General features: G+C 63.8%; 19 protein-coding genes. 2 read left to right on the forward strand and 17 right to left on the reverse strand.

What is annotated here, in order from left to right; translation table 11 throughout:
- Nucleotides 1–90: 90 nt before the first annotated feature.
- A complete protein-coding gene (uvrB, locus tag H3H39_RS18185; protein WP_229218125.1) occupies nucleotides 91–2,178 on the forward strand; it encodes an excinuclease ABC subunit UvrB in 2,088 nt (695 codons plus the stop codon).
- Nucleotides 2,179–2,266: 88 nt separating this feature from the next.
- On the opposite strand, the gene H3H39_RS18190 is transcribed toward uvrB, so the two are convergent.
- The 17 genes from H3H39_RS18190 to ndk form a co-directional block, all read right to left on the reverse strand.
- A complete protein-coding gene (locus tag H3H39_RS18190) occupies nucleotides 2,267–2,863 on the reverse strand; it encodes a MarC family protein (protein WP_182155138.1) in 597 nt (198 codons plus the stop codon).
- 121 nt (nucleotides 2,864–2,984) lie between these two features.
- Nucleotides 2,985–3,530 carry a phosphoribosyltransferase gene (locus H3H39_RS18195; protein ID WP_182155139.1) on the reverse strand — a complete coding sequence of 182 codons (546 nt, stop codon included), beginning with the start codon at nucleotides 3,528–3,530 and terminating at the stop codon, nucleotides 2,985–2,987.
- A 29-nt stretch (nucleotides 3,531–3,559) separates the two neighbouring features.
- Complete coding sequence (locus H3H39_RS18200) at nucleotides 3,560–4,873, reverse strand: adenylosuccinate synthase (protein ID WP_182155140.1); 1,314 nt, start codon at nucleotides 4,871–4,873, stop codon at nucleotides 3,560–3,562.
- A 4-nt stretch (nucleotides 4,874–4,877) separates the two neighbouring features.
- Nucleotides 4,878–6,038, reverse strand: a complete 1,161-nt coding sequence (locus H3H39_RS18205) for an ATP phosphoribosyltransferase regulatory subunit (RefSeq protein ID WP_182155141.1) — start codon at nucleotides 6,036–6,038, stop codon at nucleotides 4,878–4,880.
- A gap of 187 nt (nucleotides 6,039–6,225) precedes the next feature.
- Nucleotides 6,226–7,131, reverse strand: coding sequence for a protease modulator HflC (gene hflC / locus H3H39_RS18210; RefSeq protein WP_182155142.1), 906 nt, complete (start codon nucleotides 7,129–7,131; stop codon nucleotides 6,226–6,228).
- Entirely contained in the window at nucleotides 7,131–8,441 is a 1,311-nt protein-coding gene (gene hflK / locus H3H39_RS18215; RefSeq protein ID WP_182155144.1) for an FtsH protease activity modulator HflK, read from the reverse strand. The genes hflC and hflK overlap by 1 nt, the downstream gene beginning before the upstream one ends.
- Nucleotides 8,442–8,443: 2 nt before the next feature.
- Nucleotides 8,444–9,670, reverse strand: coding sequence for a GTPase HflX (gene hflX / locus H3H39_RS18220; RefSeq protein WP_182155146.1), 1,227 nt, complete (start codon nucleotides 9,668–9,670; stop codon nucleotides 8,444–8,446).
- Between the two features lie 42 nt (nucleotides 9,671–9,712).
- Nucleotides 9,713–9,949: an RNA chaperone Hfq gene (hfq, locus tag H3H39_RS18225; RefSeq protein ID WP_182155148.1), complete on the reverse strand. Its 237-nt coding sequence runs from the start codon at nucleotides 9,947–9,949 to the stop codon at nucleotides 9,713–9,715.
- Between the two features lie 171 nt (nucleotides 9,950–10,120).
- Nucleotides 10,121–11,464: a ribosome biogenesis GTPase Der gene (der, locus tag H3H39_RS18230; RefSeq protein ID WP_182155150.1), complete on the reverse strand. Its 1,344-nt coding sequence runs from the start codon at nucleotides 11,462–11,464 to the stop codon at nucleotides 10,121–10,123.
- Nucleotides 11,465–11,468: 4 nt separating this feature from the next.
- Nucleotides 11,469–12,605, reverse strand: a complete 1,137-nt coding sequence (bamB, locus tag H3H39_RS18235) for an outer membrane protein assembly factor BamB (RefSeq protein ID WP_182155152.1) — start codon at nucleotides 12,603–12,605, stop codon at nucleotides 11,469–11,471.
- Between the two features lie 72 nt (nucleotides 12,606–12,677).
- Nucleotides 12,678–13,331, reverse strand: coding sequence for a YfgM family protein (locus tag H3H39_RS18240; protein ID WP_182155154.1), 654 nt, complete (start codon nucleotides 13,329–13,331; stop codon nucleotides 12,678–12,680).
- A gap of 55 nt (nucleotides 13,332–13,386) precedes the next feature.
- Entirely contained in the window at nucleotides 13,387–14,736 is a 1,350-nt protein-coding gene (hisS, locus tag H3H39_RS18245; protein WP_182155156.1) for a histidine--tRNA ligase, read from the reverse strand.
- Between the two features lie 16 nt (nucleotides 14,737–14,752).
- Nucleotides 14,753–16,021 (reverse strand): flavodoxin-dependent (E)-4-hydroxy-3-methylbut-2-enyl-diphosphate synthase, encoded by a 1,269-nt coding sequence (gene ispG / locus H3H39_RS18250; RefSeq protein ID WP_182155158.1) that lies wholly within the window; start codon nucleotides 16,019–16,021, stop codon nucleotides 14,753–14,755.
- Nucleotides 16,022–16,052: 31 nt separating this feature from the next.
- Entirely contained in the window at nucleotides 16,053–17,066 is a 1,014-nt protein-coding gene (locus H3H39_RS18255) for a helix-turn-helix domain-containing protein (protein ID WP_182155160.1), read from the reverse strand.
- Nucleotides 17,067–17,079: 13 nt separating this feature from the next.
- Nucleotides 17,080–17,892, reverse strand: a complete 813-nt coding sequence (gene pilW / locus H3H39_RS18260; RefSeq protein ID WP_182155162.1) for a type IV pilus biogenesis/stability protein PilW — start codon at nucleotides 17,890–17,892, stop codon at nucleotides 17,080–17,082.
- Nucleotides 17,892–19,064 carry a dual-specificity RNA methyltransferase RlmN gene (gene rlmN / locus H3H39_RS18265; protein ID WP_182155164.1) on the reverse strand — a complete coding sequence of 391 codons (1,173 nt, stop codon included), beginning with the start codon at nucleotides 19,062–19,064 and terminating at the stop codon, nucleotides 17,892–17,894. The genes pilW and rlmN overlap by 1 nt, the downstream gene beginning before the upstream one ends.
- Nucleotides 19,065–19,161: 97 nt before the next feature.
- Complete coding sequence (gene ndk, locus H3H39_RS18270; RefSeq protein WP_182155165.1) at nucleotides 19,162–19,587, reverse strand: nucleoside-diphosphate kinase; 426 nt, start codon at nucleotides 19,585–19,587, stop codon at nucleotides 19,162–19,164.
- Nucleotides 19,588–19,838: 251 nt separating this feature from the next.
- On the opposite strand from ndk, the gene H3H39_RS18275 reads away from it, so the two are divergent.
- Nucleotides 19,839–20,522: a Bax inhibitor-1/YccA family protein gene (locus H3H39_RS18275; RefSeq protein WP_182155166.1), complete on the forward strand. Its 684-nt coding sequence runs from the start codon at nucleotides 19,839–19,841 to the stop codon at nucleotides 20,520–20,522.
- The last annotated feature ends 104 nt before the right edge of the window (nucleotides 20,523–20,626 follow it).

Below are 20,626 nucleotides of genomic sequence, written 5' to 3' on the forward strand. Positions count from 1 at the left end.
CGGTTCGCGGCGGATTCAGCCGGCGGCTCCGAATTAAATAAAGTGCTTCAGGCCGCTGACAGGCCATTATTCTATCAAAGGTCTGAAAAGATGGCTGACACAGCTGACGTAAAAACTTCAACAACCGCAACAATTGTCACTTTTCCCGACTCGCCGTTCCGGCTGCACCAGCCCTTCCCGCCCGCCGGCGACCAGCCCACGGCCATCAACGCGCTGTGCGAAGGCATCAACGACGGCCTGTTTTTCCAGACCCTGCTGGGCGTGACGGGCTCGGGCAAGACCTACACCATGGCCAACGTGATCGCCCGCCTGGGCCGGCCCGCCATCGTGTTCGCGCCCAACAAGACGCTGGCGGCCCAGCTGTACTCGGAGTTCCGCGAATTCTTCCCCGAGAACGCGGTCGAATACTTCGTCAGCTACTACGATTACTACCAGCCGGAAGCGTACGTACCGCAGCGCGACCTGTTCATCGAGAAGGACTCGTCGATCAACGAGCACATCGAGCAGATGCGGCTGTCGTGCACCAAGTCGCTGATGGAACGGCGCGACGTGGTGATCGTGGCCACCGTGTCGGCCATCTACGGTATCGGCAATCCCAACGAATACCACCAGATGATCCTCACCCTGCGCGCCCGCGACCGGGTGGCGCAGCGCGACATCATCGCCCGCCTGATCCAGATGCAGTACACCCGCAACGAAGTGGACTTCGGCCGCGGCACCTTCCGCGTGCGCGGCGACACCATCGACATCTTCCCCGCCGAGCACGCGGAACTGGCCGTGCGGCTGGAACTGTTCGACGACGAGCTCGAATCGATCCAGCTGTTCGACCCGCTCACGGGCCGCGTCAAGCAGAAGATCCCCCGCTTCACGGTCTACCCCGGCTCGCACTATGTGACGCCGCGCGCCACCGTGCTGCGCGCCATCGAAACCATCAAGGACGAGCTGCGCGAACGGCTGGAATTCTTCCGCAAGGAGAACAAGCTGATCGAGGAACAGCGGCTGGAGCAGCGCACCCGCTTCGACCTGGAAATGATGACGGAGATCGGCTTCACCAAGGGCATCGAGAACTACTCGCGCCACCTGAGCGGGGCGCTGCCCGGTGAACCGCCACCCACGCTGGTGGACTACCTGCCGCAGGACGCGCTGATGTTCCTGGACGAATCCCACGTGCTGGTGGGCCAGCTGAGCGCCATGTACAACGGCGACCGTTCGCGCAAGACCAACCTGGTCGATTACGGCTTCCGGCTGCCGTCCGCGCTCGACAACCGTCCGCTCAAGTTCGAGGAATTCCAGCAGAAGATGCGGCAGACCGTGTTCGTCTCGGCCACCCCGGCCGAATTCGAGAACACCCATGCGGACCAGGTGGTGGAACAGGTGGTGCGCCCCACCGGCCTGGTCGACCCGCAAGTGATCGTGCGCCCGGCGTTGAGCCAGGTGGACGACCTGATGTCGGAAATCACGCTGCGCGTGGCACGCAACGAACGGGTGCTGGTGACCACGCTGACCAAGCGCATGTCCGAGCAACTGACGGAATACCTGGGCGACCACGGCATCAAGGTACGCTACCTGCACAGCGACATCGAAACGGTGGAGCGGGTGGAATTGCTGCGCGACCTGCGCATCGGCACCTTCGACGTGCTGGTCGGCATCAACCTGCTGCGCGAAGGCCTGGACTTGCCGGAAGTCTCGCTGGTGGCCATCCTGGACGCGGACAAGGAAGGCTTCCTGCGTTCGGAACGCTCGCTGATCCAGACCATCGGCCGGGCCGCCCGCAACCTCAACGGCGTGGCCATCCTGTACGCCGACCGCATCACCGACTCCATGAGCCGCGCCATCGGCGAGACGGAGCGCCGCCGCGCCAAGCAGGTCGCCTTCAACGAGGAGCACGGCATCGTGCCGCGCGGCGTGAGCAAATCGATCCGCGACATGATCGACGGCGTCTACAGCCCCGACGCGGCGCGCGAGCAATTGCAGGTGGCGCAGGAAACGGCCAAGTACGAGGCCATGAGCGAGAAGCAGATCAGCAAGGAAATCAAGCGGCTGGAAAAGCAGATGCTGGACCACGCCAAGAACCTGGAGTTCGAAAAAGCGGCCCAGGTACGCGACCAGCTGCATGTGCTCAAGCAGCAGCTGTTTGGCGCGCCCGGCGAGGATCACGTGGACGCGGCGGCCGGCTGAGCGAATTTGGGGACGTAACACATTTATGAGGCCATAATTGTGTTACGTCCCCAATTTCTGTGTGTGTTACGTCCCAAATTTTTTGGCGTTACAGCGTCTTGATGAACTCGCGCACGCCGCCCAGCAGCATTTCGATCGACATGGCCGTCAGGATCAGGCCCATCAAACGCTCGAAGGCCGTCATCACTTGCGAGCCCAAGGCCTTCTGCAATTTTTCCGCGCTCAGGAACACGGACAGCCACACCACGCCCACGGCGCCCAGCGCGGCCACGTGCACCAGCACTTCGCCCGTGCTCTCGCGCGAGAACAGCAACACCGTGGCCAGCGCGGACGGGCCGGCCAGCGCGGGGATGGCCAGCGGTACGATGAACGGCTCCCCTCCTTCCGTCTTGCCCATCACGCCATCGGGATGGGGAAAGATCATGCGAATCGCGATCAACAGCAGGATCACGCTGCCGCCGATGCGCAGCGACACTTCCGACAACTGCAAGGCGGACAGGAAGTGGCGGCCGAAGAACATGAAGATCAGCAGCACGGCGAACGCGATCGCACATTCGCGCACGACGATGCGGGGCCGGCGCGCCGGCGCCACGGGATTGAGCGCGGCGGCGAACAGGGGCACGTTACCGAACGGGTCGGTCACGAGTAACAGCAGGATAAAGGTCTGGAAAAAATTCTGGGTCATCAAGCGCTTTCATACGGTAGCCGGTTGGCGGCTCTATCGTACATGGATTGTGATGGATGGTAACAATAAGAGATTCGAAAAAAAAGCGGCCGAAGCCGCTTTTTGGGGAAGACCGGACCGCTTAGGCCGTCTTTTCATCCTTCTTGATCCACGCCGCCAGCTGGTGCGGACGCAGGCCGTCGTAGTCTTCGAACGGCTGGTGGATCCACGGGTTGTGCGGCAGTTCTTCCATCTGGTAGTCCGGCTTGAAGGCCGAGCTGCCCTTGGTCCAGATCACGGCCGTCTTCACCTCGGTCACACCGTCGAAGTTATTCTTCAGGTGGTCGATCACCTTCATCAGGGTCACGCCCGAATCAGCCAGGTCGTCCACCAGCAGGATGCGGCCTTGCAGCGGGCCCTTGGTCATCGTCATGTACTTGGCGATGTCCAGGTCACCCTGCACGGTGCCCTTCTCGGCACGGTAGGAACTGGTCGACAGGATCGCCAGCGGCACGTCGAAAATGCGCGAGAACATGTCGCCGGGACGTACGCCGCCACGGGCCAGGCACAGCACCTGGTCGAATTTCCAGCCCGACTCATGCACCTTGAGCGCCAGACGCTCGATCAGGCGATGGTATTCATCCCAGGACACCCAGAGATGCTTGTCGTTCGATTGTGGGGTGGTCAAGATGATAACTCCTCAGTTTGTTGCTTGAATTACTCGAACGGGTGGCGCAGCACGATCGTTTCTTCGCGATCGGGACCGGTCGACACCATGTCGACCGGCACGCCGACCAACTCTTCGATTCGTTTGATGTAGTTGCGCGCGGCGGCCGGCAGCGCTGCCAGCGACTTGGCGCCGACCGTGCTTTCCGTCCAGCCCGGCATTTCTTCGTAGACGGGCACGCAGCGCGCCGCTTCTTCCGCGCCGGACGGGAAGATGTCCACTGGCTGGCCATCCACCGTGTAGCCGGTGCACAGCTTGAGCGATTCCAGGCCGTCCAGCACGTCCAGCTTGGTCAGGCACATGCCCGTCACGCCGTTGATCTGCACCGAGCGGCGCAGCAGGGCCGCGTCGAACCAGCCGCAACGGCGGGCACGGCCCGTCACGGTGCCGAACTCGTGGCCCACTTGCGCCAGGTGGTGGCCCACGCCGGCGTCCGTTGGCAGTTCCGAAGGGAACGGGCCGGAACCAACGCGGGTGGTGTAGGCCTTGGTGATGCCCATGATGTAGTGCAGCATGCCAGGACCGACACCGGCGCCAGCGGCCGCGTTACCGGCCACGCAGTTGGACGAAGTGACGAACGGATAGGTGCCGTGGTCCACGTCCAGCAGCGAACCTTGCGCGCCTTCGAACAGCAGGTTGGCGCCGGCCTTGTGGGCCTTGTACAGCGCGCTCGACACGTCGGTCACCATCGGGCGCAGGCGTGGCACGTAGGCCAGCGCGTCGTCCAGGGTCTTCTGGTAGTCGACCTTCGGCGCCTTCAGATAGTGCTCCAGCACGAAGTTGTGGTAGTCCAGGTTCTCGGCCAGCTTTTCCGACAGGCGCTTTTCGTTCAGCAGGTCGGCGATGCGGATGGCGCGGCGCGCCACCTTGTCTTCGTAGGCCGGGCCGATACCCTTGCCGGTGGTGCCGATCTTGGCGGCGCCGCGGGCCGCTTCACGGGCCGCATCCAGCGCTGCGTGGTAAGGCAGGATCACGGGAGCCGCGTCCGACACCTTCAGGCGCGACGCCACTTCCACGCCGACCGCTTCCAGCTTGTCGATCTCGCGCAGCACGTCCGGCACCGACACCACCACACCGTTACCGATGTAGCAGGCCACGCCTGGGCGCATGATGCCCGACGGGATCAGCTGCAGCGCCGTCTTCACGCCGCCGATGACCAGCGTATGGCCGGCGTTGTGGCCGCCCTGGAAGCGCACCACACCTTGTGCATGATCGGTCAACCAGTCGACGATCTTGCCTTTACCTTCATCGCCCCATTGGGTGCCGATGACAACGACGTTCTTTGCCATATTTTTCTTTGACATCACACTAACCTAAGTTTTTAAGAATCCAGCTACTACCATCATCGTCGAGCACCAGCGCACGGTCGCACTCGAACTCGTCCTGTTCATTGCTGTGACCCGGCATGGACTGGATCACCACTTCACCGGCCTTGCGCAGCTCGGCGATTTTCTCTTTCAGCTCCGGCGCGTTACCCCACGGTGCGCGGATCGAATGTTTGCGTTCGGCCGTCGGCAACAGACGGGCCAGCTCGCGCAAGTCGAGCGAGAAGCCGGTCGCGGGACGGGCCCGGCCAAAGGCTTCGCCGACGTGGTCGTAACGGCCGCCACGGGCCACCGCGTTGGGCAGGCCCGGCACGTACAGCGCGAACATGGCACCGCTCTCGTACTGGTAGCCGCGCAGGTCGGCCAGGTCGATCGCCACTTCCGCGCGGCCGATGGCCGAACCGGCCAGCGCGGCCAGTTCCGACAGCGCCTTGGCGATGCCAGGCAGGTCGGGCAGCACGTCGCGCGCCTTCTTGAGTACTTCGATGTCGCCATACAGGTTGGGCAGCGCCAGCAGCGCGTCGCGCACCATGGGCGAATAATTGGCCGTCAGGTCGCGCAGGCCGGGCATGTCCTTGGCGCGCAGCAGCAGGTACAGGGCCGCCTCGTCGCGCAGGGCCGCCGTGTCGCCCACGATCAGCGCGCGCAGCACGCCCACGTGGGACAGGTCCAGCCGCACGTCGTTGAAGCCGGCCATGGACAGCGAGGCCAGCGCCAGTTCCTGGATCTCGGCGTCCGCTTCCAGGCCGGCGTGGCCGTAGATTTCGGCGCCGATCTGCAGCGGCTCGCGGGTGGCGTGCAGGCCCGACGGACGGGTATGCAGCACGCTGCCGGCGTAGCACAGCCGGGTGACGGAGGCGCGGTTGAGCAGGTGGGCGTCGATGCGCGCCACCTGGGTCGTCATGTCGGCCCGCAGGCCCAGCATGCGGCCGGAAATCTGGTCCACCAGCTTGAAGGTGCGCAGGTCGGTATCCTGGCCGGCGCCGGTCAGCAGCGACTCCAGGTATTCGAGCAGCGGCGGCATCACCAGTTCATATCCGTACAGACGGAAATTATCCAGCATCAGACGACGCAGTTCTTCAATCTTGCGTGCTTCCGACGGCAGGACGTCGGCGATATTCTCGGGCAAAAGCCAATTCGGCATGGGAAACTGGATACGGAAGTTAAGAAATTTGAACAACGTGGCGCCATCGCGCAGCCATCAGGCGCAGGGCCGAACCTGATATTTTACGCGAAAATGCGCCACGGAAGGTGGAAAATCGTGCCACGGACGGGCAAAAGCAAAGCCGGCCGGGTGGCAGCGCGCCACGCCGGCCGGCCCCGCCGCCGTGTTACTTCTTGCCGGCCGGGGCCGCCGAAGCGCCCGAACCCTTGAAATACTTGAAGAAGTCGGAATTGGAATCGATCACCATCACGTCGCCGTGATTCTTGAAGGTGGCGCGATACGCTTCCAGGCTGCGGTAGAACTTGTAGAACTCGGGGTTCTTGCCAAACGCTTCGGCATAGATCTGCGACGCCTTGGCATCGCCCTCGCCGCGGATGCTCTCGGCCTGGCGATAGGCTTCGGCCAGGATCACGGTGCGCTGCTTGTCGGCGTCGGCGCGGATTTTTTCCGAATCGGCGGAACCGGTGGAACGCAGTTCGTTGGCCACCCGCACCCGTTCGGCCTTCATGCGGTCGTACACGGAGTTGTTGATCTGCTCCACGTAGTCCACCCGCTTCAGGCGCACGTCGATGATCTCGACGCCGATCTGCGTAGCCTCGGTCACGACCTTGGTGCGGATCGCTTCCATCACCTGGCCGCGCTGGCCGGAGATCACTTCACGCACGGTGTGCTTGGTGATCTCGTCGTTCAACGCCGCCTTGACGATCTGCGACATGCGGTCGCGCGCGCGGCCCTCATCGCCGCCGAAGCTGACGAAATACTTCTTGGGCTGGTCCTCGCCACGGCCGATGCGCCATTTGACGAAGGTGTCGACCAGGATGTTCATCTTCTCGGCCGTGATGAAGCGCTCGGCGTCGGGCGACTCGATGGTCATGATGCGGTTATCCAGGTACAGCACGTTCTGGAACGGCGGCGGCAACTTGAAGTGCAGGCCCGGCGTGCGGATCACTTCCTTCACTTCACCCAGCGCGAACACGATGGCATAACGGCGCTGGTCGACCACGAACATGGTGGACGACAGCAGCATCAGGGCGATGAAACCGCCCACAACGAAAGTAACGATACGATTCATTAACGGCCCTCCCGTTCACGTGACGACTCGCGCGAACGGCTGTCGCGCTGACGGGTCATTTCCACCGTCGGCAGCATGTCGGCTGGCGTCGACGCGGCTGGCGCGGGCGCCGGCGCCGGCGCTCCCGCCGCCGCCTTGGCTGCCGCCGCGGCGGCATCGCTGGCCGCCGCCTGGGCGATCAGCTTGTCGAGCGGCAGATACAGCAGGTTGCTGCCGGATTTGGCATCCACCATCACCTTGCTGGCGCTGGAGAAGATCTGCTGCATGGTTTCCAGGTACATGCGGTCGCGCGTGACGCCCGGCGCCTTCTGGTATTCGGCCAGCACCTGCTTGAAGCGGGCCGCGTTACCGGTCGCGTTCTCGCTGACGGTGGCACTGTAGGCTTCCGCTTCCTGCACCAGGCGGAACGCGGCGCCGCGCGCCTTCGGAATCACGTCGTTGGCGTAAGCCTGGCCTTCGTTCTTCTGGCGTTCGCGGTCCTGGCCAGCCTTGACGGCGTCGTCGAACGCGCCCTGCACCTGCTCCGGCGGTTGCACGCCCTGCATGGTGACGTTGGTGATCTGGGCGCCGGTGGCGTAGCGGTCCAGCACATGCTGCATCAGCTGCTGGGTTTCGAACGCCACCTTCTCACGGCCTTCATACAGCACGAAGTCCATCTTGCTCTTGCCGACCACTTCGCGGATGGCCGTCTCGGCCACCTGGCGCACGGTTTCCTCGGGGTCGGCGTTGTTGAACTGCCAGGCCACCGGGTCTTTCAGCGTGTACTGCACGGCGAACTGGATGTCGATGATGTTCTCGTCGTCGGTCAGCATCAGCGCCTCGCGCGCCTGCTTGTTCTTGACGTTGCCGCGATAACCCACTTCCACCGTGCGCACTTGCGACACCTTGACCGTCTCGTCGCTCTGGAACGGATACGGCCAGCGCCAGTTGAAGCCGGCCGGCGTGGTGTGGCTGAATTTACCGAAGGTGAGCACGACGCCGGTCTGGCCTTCCTGCACGATGAAGGAGCCGGAGGCGAGCCAGATCAGGCCCACCACCGCGCCCACGGCGCCTGCCGTGATGCCCGCGCCCTTCATGTCGGGCCGGGGGCCGGACGGCGTACCGCCGCCGTCAGGGCCTTTTTTCTGGCCGAAGAAGGCGTTCAGGCGCTGGTTGAAATCGCGCCATAGCTGATCCAGGTCGGGCGGCCCGTCGCCGGGCTTGTTGCCCTCCTGGGCGTGGCGGTTGCCGTCCTTCTTGTCAGCGCCCCAGCGGGGATCGTTGAGCGAGAGTTTCAGGCCCAGTCGTTGCATGAGAGTGGAGACACGCATACTTAATGTGATCCGACATGAGTGATGGTTGGTGTTTTGCCTGGTTCGCCGTCATCGGCGGCCAGGGTGTCGTCGTCCTGCAGATCCGCTTCATCGTCGGCATCATCGCCATAGCCAGAGTCTTCGCCCTCGTAGCGCGGGCGCGGTGGCCGCGCGCCAGGCGCGGCCTGGGCCCATTCCACGATGGATGCGCGCAGCAGATCGAGACCGGCGCCGGTGCGGGCGCTGATGAAGACGCGGGAAATCTTATCGTATTCATCACGCTCGATGGACGGCTCCAGCCCCGCCGCGTCGATCTTGTTCCAGACCAGAATCTGGGGAATATGATCGGCGCCGATTTCCTTGAGCACCAGGTTGACCTGCTCGATCTGCTCCATGCGCACGGGCGACGATGCATCGACCACGTGCAGCAGCAGGTCGGCGTGGATGGTTTCCTCCAGCGTGGCGCGGAATGCCGCCACCAGCTGGTGCGGCAGCTCGCGCACGAAACCGACCGTGTCTGAAATGACGACCTGCCCCACATCCTCGCCCAGATAGACGCGGCGCGACGTGGTGTCGAGCGTGGCGAACAACTGGTCGGCCACATACACGCCGGCCTTGGTGACGGCGTTGAACAGGGTCGACTTGCCGGCGTTGGTGTAGCCGACCAGCGAGACGGAGAAGGTCTGGCTGCGCCCGCGCGCGCGGCGCTGGGTGTCGTGCTGCTTGCGCAGCTTGTCGAGCCGGGCCCGCAGCGCTTTCACGCGTTCGCCGATCAGGCGGCGGTCCGTCTCGAGCTGGGTTTCACCGGGGCCGCGCAGGCCGATACCGCCCTTTTGCCGTTCCAGGTGAGTCCAGCCGCGGATCAGGCGCGTGGCCAGGTGCTGCAGCTGTGCCAGTTCCACTTGCAGCTTGCCCTCGTGGCTCTTGGCGCGCTGCGCGAAGATATCGAGAATCAAACTGGTGCGGTCCAGCACCCGGACGTTGAGGCGTTTTTCCAGGTTGCGCTGCTGGGCGGGCGACAGGGCATGGTTGAAGATGACGATCTCGATCTGGTGATCGAGCACGGCGTCGCCGATTTCGTCGGCCTTGCCGCTGCCGACGAAATAGGCCGCGTCAGGACTGGAGCGCTTGGCCGTGATGGTCGTGACGGGGTCAGCCCCCGCCGACCGGGCCAGCAGCTGCAGTTCCTCGACGCTGGCGGCAAAGTCGCCCTGACCGAAGTCGATACCGACTAAAGCGGCGCGCATACGGCGGTCAGGCGAGTGGGCGGGAAACGATGTGGCAAGCGTTTATTCCGCGTCGGCTTCGATGTTCAGATTGACGGCGCGGGCCGGCACCACCGTCGAAATGGCGTGCTTGTACACCATCTGGGTGACAGTGTTACGCAGCAGGACCACGTATTGGTCGAACGACTCGATATGGCCTTGCAGCTTGATGCCGTTGACCAGATAGATCGAGACAGGCACGTGCTCTTTGCGCAAGGCGTTGAGGAATGGGTCTTGTAACAGTTGCCCTTTGTTGCTCATAACAGCTCCGTTTGATGTTGTTGTTTGTGATGTGAAGACGACACGCTGGTTTTCAAGTGCGGCTCAGTGTAAAAACAGGTGCAAGCGTCACTCCCTCGCGGGAAATCATGCCATGAAGCTACTGTAACCTGTTTTCGCACTTTCTGCAGGCCGCGCCAGCGGGTTTCGTCCTTATTTCTGTGTTTTGTTAAATGGATTCTTGCCCGTGCGCAATTCAATGCGCAGCGGCGTCCCCACCAGAGCGAAGGTATCGCGGAAATGCTTTTCCAGGTAGCGCTTGTAGGGGTCGCCCACCGCGTCCAGCGCATTGCCGTGAATCACGATCACAGGCGGGTTCATGCCGCCCTGGTGCGCATAGCGCAGCTTGGGGCGGATCGAACCTTTGCGGCGCGGTTCCTGCTTCTCCACGGCTTCGATCAGGGCGCGCGTGAGCTTCGGCGTGGACAGGTCGCACATGGCGGCCGCGTAGGCCGAATCGATCGACTTCATCAGCGGGCCGATGCCGGTCGCTTTCAGGGCCGAGATGAAGTGGGTCTTGGCGAAGGACAGGAAGTCCAGCTTGCGATCCAGGTCGATCTTGATCTCGTCGCGGCGGTCCGATTGCAGGCCGTCCCACTTGTTGACGGCCACCACCAGCGCGCGGCCCGATTCCAGCACGAAGCCGGCGATGTGGGCATCCTGCTCGGAGATGTCCTGCTGCGCATCGAGCAGCAGCAGCACCACGTTCGCTTCCGAGATCGATTGCAGCGTTTTCACCACCGAGAATTTCTCGATCGCTTCAAACACCTTGCCGCGGCGGCGGATACCGGCCGTGTCGATCAGCGTGTACTGCTTGCCATCGCGCTCGAACGGAATCTCGATCGAATCGCGGGTGGTGCCCGGCATGTCGAACGCGATCACGCGCTGTTCGCCCACCAGGGTGTTGATCAGGGTCGACTTGCCCACGTTGGGGCGGCCCACGATGGCGATCTTGATGCCACGGTCGGCTGGCTCCAGTTCTTCCGGCTCTTCCGGACGCTGGGAGAAGGCCAGGTTGAGCGCCTCCTCCACCAGGTCGGCCACGCCGTCGCCATGGGCGGACGAGATGGCGTACGGATCGCCCAGGCCCAGCTCATAGAAGTCCGACACCACGGCCGTGTAGCGCATGCCTTCCGACTTGTTCACCACCAGCAGCACCGGACGGCCGCTCTTGCGCAGGAAGTCGGTGATGGTCTTGTCGTGCGGCGTCAGGCCCTGGCGGCCGTCGACCAGGAACACGACCACGTCGGCCTCGGCCACGGCCTGCTTGGTCTGCAGCGCCATCTGGTGCATGATGCCTTCCTTGGCGACGGGTTCGAAACCGCCCGTGTCGATCACGAGGAAGGGACGTTCGCCGACACGGCCCTCGCCATAGTGACGATCGCGCGTCAACCCAGGCAAGTCCGCCACCAGCGCATCGCGCGAGCGGGTCAGACGATTGAATAAGGTCGATTTCCCAACATTGGGTCGACCCACTAGTGCGATTACCGGCTTCATTGTATTACTCGACCGCGATGGCGGTCACTGTCCCTGATTGGGTTTGAAAAATCAAATTCGCGCCCGCCACCACTGGCACCGATTGTATCGGGCTGCCGTCGGTAGCGACGCGACCTATTAAAGCGCCATCTTCCCGCGACAGGAAGTGGATGTAACCCTGCAGATCGCCAACCGCGACAGCGCGGCCATACGACACAGGCGTGGACAGGCGGCGGAAAGCCAGCTTGTCCGTTTTCCAGGCACTGGTGCCCGTTTCGCGGCTGTAGGCGGCCAGCGCGCCCTGGTCGTCGGCGACGAACACGAAGCGCTGGTCGACAGCCACGCCCACGTCGGACGACGCGGGCTTGTTCCAGTGCGGCACACCGGTGGCGAGGTCGAAGCAGGCGACCCGGCCCTGGTAGGACACGGCGCAGACGTCCTTGTCGTACACCACAGGCGCGCCGGCGATGTCGGTCACGCGCTCCAGTTCCGTCGCGCCGCGCGGCTCGCCCACCACCACTTCGAAGCGCGGCAGGCCGCCGGCCAGGGCCAGCGCCAGCAGCTTGCCGCCTGGCTGGGCCACATACACGTTCGGGCCGCTGATGGTCATGCCGGGCGCGTTGCGCAGCGTGAGCGCGGGCGTGGTGCGGGCCACGGACCAGCGCTTGGCGCCGGTGGCCGCCTCATAGGCCGTGATCTGGTTGTCGAGGCTACGGACCACCACCACGTCCTTGCCCACCACGGGCGAGGACAGCACTTCACTGGAAGCCTGCGCCTTCCACAGCGGCTTGCCGTTGGCATCGAACGCAAGGATAACACCCTTGGCCGCGCCCACCACGGTGACGTCGCCATTGCTGCCGACACCGGCCGTCAGGTCGGCGCCGGTCTTGACGCGCCACAGTTCCTTGCCGGTCGCCGCGTCCAGCCGCACCAGGGTGCCGCCGGCGTCGGCCGCGAACAGGCTGTTACCCACCAGGGCGGGCGTGAACACGGCCTGGCCGGACGAACCGAGCGCGTACTTCCAGGCCGCGTGCGGCGACATGGTGGCCTTGAACTCGACCAGCGGGGCTGGCTGGTTCTTGGTTTCCTTCGACGAGAACAGCGAGCAACCGGACATCAGCGCCAGCAGGCTTACTGCAATAACTTTTTGGGTGGTGCGCATAAATTTAACCTTGTTCTTACTGATCAGGCATGGCGGGCGGCGCGCTTGTCGCGCGCGCCCTTGCAGAAGGTGTTACGCCGCGTCCTTGGCCGCAGGCACAGCGCCGCCGATGGCTTCGAACTTCAGCTCGATCAGCTGACGGCCTGGATTCTTCTTGTCGGTCGCGTCCAGCGCGGCCTGGTAGGCGGCGCGGGCTTCAGCCAGCTTGTTCTGCGCTGCCAGCACATCGCCCTTGCGGTCGGCCACGGCGCCGGCGAACTGCGGCGCGATGCCGCTGGCCAGTACCTTGAGCGCCTCGTCGTAGGCTTTCTCGTCCAGCAGCACGCCGGCCAGGCGCAGCTTGGCCACCGACTTGTATTCCTCGTCGCCGTGCTCGGAAGCCCATTGCAGTTGGGCCTTGGCCGATTTCAGGTCGTTGGCGTCGAACGCGCTCTTGGCGGCCAGCAGCGCACCCATGGGGGCGTAGGCGGTGCCGGCGTAGCGGCTTTCCATATCGCCGGCCGCGCGCAGCACCTTGGCCGCGTCCTTGGCATCGACGGCGTGCTGCAGCTCGTCGTACAGGGCCGACGCCTGGGCCGCCTGGCTGCGCTGGTAGTAGTTCCAGCCGGTCCAGCCCGAATAGGCGGCCAGGCCTGCGATCAGCACCCACGAGGTCAGGTTGCCATACTGATTCCACCACGCTTTGAGGGAAGCAAGTTGTTCTTGTTCTTCGAGATCGTATGCCATGAGTTAAAGTCAGGTTTGGGGTTGTAAAGGTTAATCGAGGGTGAATCCGTGTAGCTTAGTGGTTGCAGTTCTCGTCGTGCACGTGATAGTGGCCGCCGTCGCTGGTGATCTGGTCGACCAGGAAGTCCACTACCTCATCGAACGGCACGTTCGCCTGCTGCTGCTCGCCTTCGGCCGCGCGCATGGCCTTGACGCTGGCCGTGTGATTGGCCACTTCGTCCTCGCCGATGATGACGGCGAAAGCGGCGCCGCTGCCGTCGGCCTTCTTCATCTGCGTCTTGAAACTACCGGCGCCGGTGGCCGTGGAAGCGTGCATGATGACATCCAGGCCGGCGTCGCGGATACGCTCGCCCAGCACGAACGCTTGCAGCTGCGCCGCTTCGCCCTGGTGCACCAGGTACACGTCGCACAGGTTGGGCTGCTCTGGCTCGCCCTCTTCCTTCATCAGTTCCAGCAGGCGTTCGATGCCCATCGCGAAACCGACGGCCGGCGTGGGCTTGCCGCCGAAGCTGGCGATCAGCGGATCGTAACGGCCGCCGGCGCACACGGTGCCTTGCGAGCCCAGTTGGTCCGTGACCCATTCGAACACGGTGCGGTTGTAGTAATCGAGGCCGCGCACCAGACGGGTGTTGATGGTGTACGGGATGTTGTTGTGGTCGAGGATCTTGCGCACGCCGTTGAAGTGGGCCAGCGATTCCTCGCCCAGGTAGTCCAGCAGCTTGGGCGCGTTGTTGACCATTTCCTGCATGGCCGGATTCTTGGTGTCCAGGATGCGCAGCGGGTTGCTGTGCAGGCGGCGCTTGGCTTCCGCGTCCAGCAGGGCTTCATGCGACTCCAGGTAGGCGATCAGGTCCACGCGGTGGCGGGCGCGCTCCTCGGCGTCGCCGATCGAGTTCAGTTCCAGGCGGATGTTCTGCAGGCCCAGGTCGTCCCACAGGCGCCGGCACAGCATGATCATTTCCGCGTCCACGTCCGGGCCGTTGAAGCCCACGGCCTCGCAGCCGAACTGGTAGAACTGACGATAGCGGCCGCGCTGCGGACGCTCATGGCGGAACATGGGGCCCGTGTACCACAGGCGCTTGGGGCCTTCGTACACCAGGTTATGTTCGATCACGGCGCGCACCACGCCAGCCGTACCCTCCGGACGCAGCGTGAGCTGGTCGCCGTTCATGGAATCGGTGAAGGAATACATCTCCTTTTCCACGATGTCGGTCACGGCGCCGATGGCGCGCGCGAACAGGCCCGTGTTTTCCAGGATGGGGGTGCGGATCTGCTGGAAGCCATAGCTCTGCACCACCGACTGCGCGGTGTTCTGGAACAGCTCCCACAGGTGCGCATCACCCGGCAGGATGTCATTCATGCCTTTGACTGCGACGATCTTTTCAGCTTTTTTATTTTCGGACATTGCGATCTTCTCTAGCTTAGGCAGCCACGGTCTTGCCGTAATTGGTCTGCACGTAATTCAATACGATGGTCTGGAATTCTTCGACGATGCGTTCACCGCGCAGCGTGGCCACTTTCTGGCCGTCGACGAACACCGGCGCGGCCGGCGATTCGCCCGTGCCGGGCAGGCTGATGCCGATGTTGGCGTGCTTCGATTCGCCAGGGCCGTTGACGATGCAGCCCATCACGGCCACGTTCATCGCCTCCACGCCCGGATAGGTCTTTTTCCACTCCGGCATCTGCTCGCGCAGGAAGGTCTGGATGTTGTCAGCCAGTTCCTGGAAGGTGGTGGAGGTGGTGCGGCCGCAGCCGGGGCAAGCGATCACCATCGGCGTGAACTTGCGCAGGCCCATGGTCTGCAAAATCTCCTGGCCCACCACCACTTCTTTGGCACGGTCGCCGCCCGGTTCAGGCGTGAGCGAGATGCGGATCGTGTCGCCGATGCCCTCTTGCAGCAGCACCGACAGCGCGGCCGTCGAGGCCACGATGCCCTTGCTGCCCATGCCAGCCTCGGTCAGGCCCAGGTGCAGCGGGTAGTCGCAACGGCGCGCCAGCTCGCGGTACACGGCGATCAAATCCTGCACGCCCGAGACTTTGCACGACAGGATGATCTTGTCGCGGCCCAGGCCCAGTTCCTCGGCCCGTACGGCGTTCTCGATGGCGGAGGTGATCAGCGCCTCATACATCACGGCCTGCGCGCTCCACGGCTCGGCACGGCCGGCGTTTTCGTCCATGATGCGCGCCAGCAGGGCCTGATCCAGGCTGCCCCAGTTGACGCCGATGCGCACCGGCTTGTCGTAGCGGGCCGCCACCTCGATCATCTGGGCGAACTGGCTGTCGCGCTTGGCGCCCTTGCCCACGTTGCCGGGATTGATGCGGTACTTGGCCAGCGCCTTGGCGCACTCGGGATATTCGTTCAACAGCGTGTGGCCGTTGTAATGGAAGTCGCCCACCAGCGGCACGTCGACCTCCATCTTGTCGAGCTGTTCGCGGATGTAGGGCACGGCGGCCGCCGCTTCCGGCTTGTCCACCGTCAGGCGCACCAGTTCGGAACCGGCGCGGGCCAGGTCCTTGATCTGGATCGCGGTGGCGATCACGTCGGCCGTGTCGGTGTTGGTCATCGACTGCACCACCACGGGCGCGTCGCCGCCAACCCACACCTGGCGGGTGCCGTGCGCCACCAGCACGCTGCGGCTGGCGCGGCGCGGGCTGGGGCCGGAAGGAATGGCTGTTTGGAGAGTAGACATGGGTGTTCTGATTGTGTTCGGTAAGACGGGATTACTTGATGTTCACGCGCGAGATCGTGCCGCCCGCCACGGCGGGCAGCGCCAGTGGCGCGCCGCCCAGCGTCGCTTCCACGCCGGACGGCTTGCCGACGATGAGCAGGGCTGGATCGGCGATATCGAACGTCTCCGTCGCGCCAGCCTTGACCAGGCGCGAAATGAGCGGCGACTTGCCGGGACGGCGGATTTCGATCCACGAGTCCTGGTTCACTTTCAACACCAGCGCGTTACCGCTGGCGGCGGCCGGCGCAGGCGCCGCGGCCGGTGCGGCTGCTGGCGCGGCAGGCGCACCGACGGCGGCCACCGGAGCCGGCGCGGTGGCTGGCGGCGTCACGGGTGCCGGCGTGCCGGCAGCGGCGCCAGCACCGGGCGAACCGGCGGCCGGCGCGCCACCTTGCGGCGGCACGGAAATCAGCGGCACGGATGGCGACTGGACGGGCGCCGTTTCCTGGCCTGGCTTGACCAGCGTGGTTTCGATCGGCGCCACTTCCGGCGCTTTCTCGGCCACAGCCGGCGCGGCGGCCGGTGCGCCATCCTTGGCCCGCCCCAGCATGCCGGGCGCGATCAGCCCGGCGTGGTAAGCGTAGGCGCCGGCGGCGGCCAGCACCACGGCCACGCCAGCACCGATCATCCAGCCGGCCGGCTTGGACGAGCGTTCCGTCAGCGACGGGAAGCGCGACTCGGAGAAGGTGGGCGAGCGCTCGCGGCGCGGCGGCGCGGCTTCATGGCTGGTGGGCGAGACCACTTCGATCATGGCCACCAGCGGCGTGGCGTCTATCTTCAGCACTTTGGCGTAGGCGCGCACGAAACCGCGCACCACGGCCATATTGGGCAGCGACGCGTAGTCGCCCTTTTCCAGCGCGACCACCTGGCGCGGCGCCAGTTTCAGTTGATCGGCTATCTGTTCGATCGTCCAGCCAGCCGCTTCGCGGGCGGCGGCCAGTTGTACTCCGGGCGTGGCCAGGTTGCTGCCCTGGTCTTTTGGCGGTTCAGCCCACTCTGAATTCATTGGTACCCCTGTTTCATTCATCAAACGCCCCACGTTGATACGCAGCATACTCGACCGAACCGGCGTGGTGGCGCCGCAATTGCGTCGCCCAGCCAGCCTCCGCATCCTTGTCGCCAAGCTTATGCTGCACCTTAATCGCGAGCCACAGCACATCGGCCGTCATGCTCTCCATCTTTGCTAACTTGCCCAGCCGGGTAATGAAAAAACCGGCACGGGGATAATCGCCCCGCGCGTAGTAGACCTGCGCCAGGTTGGCGTTGGTCGCGGCCAGGTCGGGCGTGAGCTGCAAGGCGCGCAGCAGATATTTCTCCGCCACCGCATAGTCCTTGATCTTCAGCGCGCAGGACCCGGCATTGTTCAGCGCCTTGTCCGGCGACGGATAGGCCGGGTTGGCCAAGGCTTGCTCGAAATGCTTGAGCGCCTCGGGCACACGGCCGTGCTCGCACAGGAACGAGCCGTAATTATTGGCCAGCTCGGGATTGCGCGGCGCCAGTTTGAGGGCGTGGACAAAATTGTCCTCGGCCAGCGCCGTCTCTCCCATGGCCATGTAGATCAGCGCGCGCATGCCAAAGGCGTCCACGTACTGGGGATCGGCCGCCAGCGCCAGCTTGACCTGATCCAGCGCCACGGGGTACTGGCCCTGCTCGTAGTAGCCCACCGCCAGCTGCATGCGGATACTGGCGCGGCGCTGGGCCGAAGTCTCATCCGACGCGGTCTGCAATTCCTCCTTGCCGCTGTTGCCCGGACCGGCGGCACAGCCAGCCAGCGTCGCCGCCAGCACCAGGGCGGACAGCAACGGACGGCGGCGGCGGACCAGGGGTGGCATCAGGAACGGATCTCCACGATCTTGCCGAAGTTGGCGCCGAACTTCTGCTGGTATTCGGCCATTTTTTCCATCCGCTCCTGGACCCGGGTGCGGTCCTGCACTTCGCCGGCCAACTGGCCGCAGGCGGCGTCGATATCGTCGCCGCGCGTCTTGCGGATGGTGGTGACGATGCCGGCGTCCATCAGGATCTGGGCGAAGGCCTTGATGCGGGGATTCTTCGAGCGGAACAGGCCCGATTCCGGGAAGGGGTTGAACGGAATCAGGTTGAACTTGCAGTTCACGCCGTGCTGGCGGTCCTGCACCAGGGCCACCAGCTCGCGTGCATGTTCGTCGGTATCGTTGAAACCGTCGAGCATGCAGTATTCAAAGGTGATGAAGTCGCGCGGCGCAAATTCCAGATAGCGCTTGCAGGCGGCCAGCAGCTCCTTCAACGGGTATTTCTTATTCAGCGGCACCAGGCCATCGCGCAGCGGATCGTTCGACGCGTGCAGCGACACGGCCAGCGCCACCGGCACTTCCTGCGACAGCTTGTCCATCATCGGCACCACGCCGGAGGTCGACAAGGTGACCCGGCGGCGCGACAGGCCGTAGGCGTTATCGTCCAGCATCAGCTTGAGGGCGGTGACGGTCGGTTCGAAGTTCAGCAGCGGCTCGCCCATGCCCATCATCACCACGTTGGTGATCTGGCGTTCGCCTTTGGGGCCGGGCTCGATGCCCTTGGTGCGGCGCAGTTCGAATTCGGCCATCCACAGCTGGCCGATAATCTCGCCCACGGTCAGGTTGCGGCTGAAGCCCTGCTTGCCCGTGGAGCAGAAACGGCAGTTGACGGCGCAGCCGGCCTGGGTCGAGATGCACAGCGTGCCGCGGTTTTCTTCCGGGATGAACACGGTTTCCACAGCGTTGCCGTTACCCACGTCCACCAGCCACTTGCGGGTGCCGTCGGTCGAGGTGTGGTCGCTGATGACGGCCGGGGCGCGCACTTCGGCGCGCGTCTTGAGCTTGTCGCGCAGCGACTTGGCCAGGTCCGTCATCGAGTCAAAATCAGCGGCGCCGAACTGGTGTATCCAGCGCTGCAATTGTTTGGCGCGGAACGGCTTCTCTCCCAACTCGGCGCAATAGGCGATGAGCTGCGCGGGATCCAGGTCCAGCAAGTTGGTGAGGGTCGTATCCATAATCTTATTCAATGCAATTCCAATCAATCCGTCCCCGCCGGAGCGGGAACGGGGTACATCAGCGGCGGCGCCGCACGCGGCGCGCGCCAGGCGTCAATTAACGCGAGTACACGTTCAGTGCTGGGAAGAAGTAAGCGATTTCCACAGCGGCGGCTTCGACAGCGTCCGAACCGTGCACGGCGTTGGCATCGATCGACTCAGCGAAATCAGCACGGATGGTGCCTTTTTCAGCTTTCTTCGGATCGGTGGCGCCCATCAGGTCGCGGTGTGCCAGGACGGCGTTTTCGCCTTCCAGCACTTGGATCATGACAGGACCGGAAACCATGAAGTCCACCAGATCCTTGAAGAAACCGCGCTCTTTGTGCGCAGCGTAGAAGCCTTCAGCGTCGGCGCGCGACAGTTGGGTCATGCGCGAAGCGACGATTTTCAGGCCAGCGCCTTCGAAACGGCTGTAGATTTGGCCGATGACGTTTTTAGCAACTGCGTCTGGTTTGATGATCGACAGGGTGCGTTCGATTGCCATTTAAAAAACTCCAATAAAAAGAAAGGTTTAAAACAAGTATTGATAACTCAATCAACCTTTGATTTTACCATAGAACACCCCATATATCGGATATTGCGAGGCAAAACGGCGGCGCGGACCGGGCCCGGCCCTGTCCAAGCCCGGTTTAAGCCAGGTTTAAGCGTCAACCGAGGGCGATTTTGCGCGTTTTTGCCCCGGCGTGCTATGCTTTTATCAGGTCGTTATCTGAACACCAATGAATTGGAGGCACTATGAACCAAATGCAAAACATCTATGACTATGCCGGCAGCAGCCAGGCGGTCCGCCACAACGTACTGCGCAACACCTACTGGCTGTTGGCGCTGTCGATGGTGCCGACCGTGCTGGGCGCCTTTATCGGCGTGGCCTTCCATGTGCCGATGCTGGGCGGCGGCCTGGGCGCGCTGCTGTTCCTGGGGATCGCGTTCGGCTTCATCTGGGGCATCGAGCGTAACAAGGACAGCGGCCTGGGCGTGGCCCTGCTGCTCGGCTTCACCTTCTTCATGGGGCTGATGCTCACGCCTATCCTGTCGCGCACGCTCGGCTATGCCAACGGCGGCTTCCTGATCATGACCGCGTTCGGCGGCACGGCCAGCGTATTCGCCGTGATGGCCAGCGTGGCCACCGTATCGAAGCGCGACTTCTCGGGTCTGGGCAAGTGGCTGTTCGCCGGCGTGATCGTGATGATCATCGCCTCGCTGGCCAACATCTTCCTGGGCTTGCCGGCGCTGGCCATCACCATCTCCGTGATCGCGATCGCCATCTTCTCGGCTTACATCCTGTATGACGTGCAGCAGATCGTGAACGGCGGCGAGACCAACTACATCCGCGCCACCCTGGCCATTTACCTGGACGTGTACAACATCTTCGTCAACCTGCTGTCGCTGCTGGGCATCTTCGGCGGCAACCGCGACTGAGCGAAAAAGCTTTCCTCCCAAAGCCGGCCTCGCGCCGGCTTTTTTTTCGAGCCCGTAAATTGTGTTACGTCCCCATTTGAGAAATTGGGGACGTAACACAATAG

The sequence above is a fragment of the Rugamonas apoptosis genome, assembly GCF_014042355.1.
GTDB lineage: Bacteria > Pseudomonadota > Gammaproteobacteria > Burkholderiales > Burkholderiaceae_D > Rugamonas > Rugamonas apoptosis.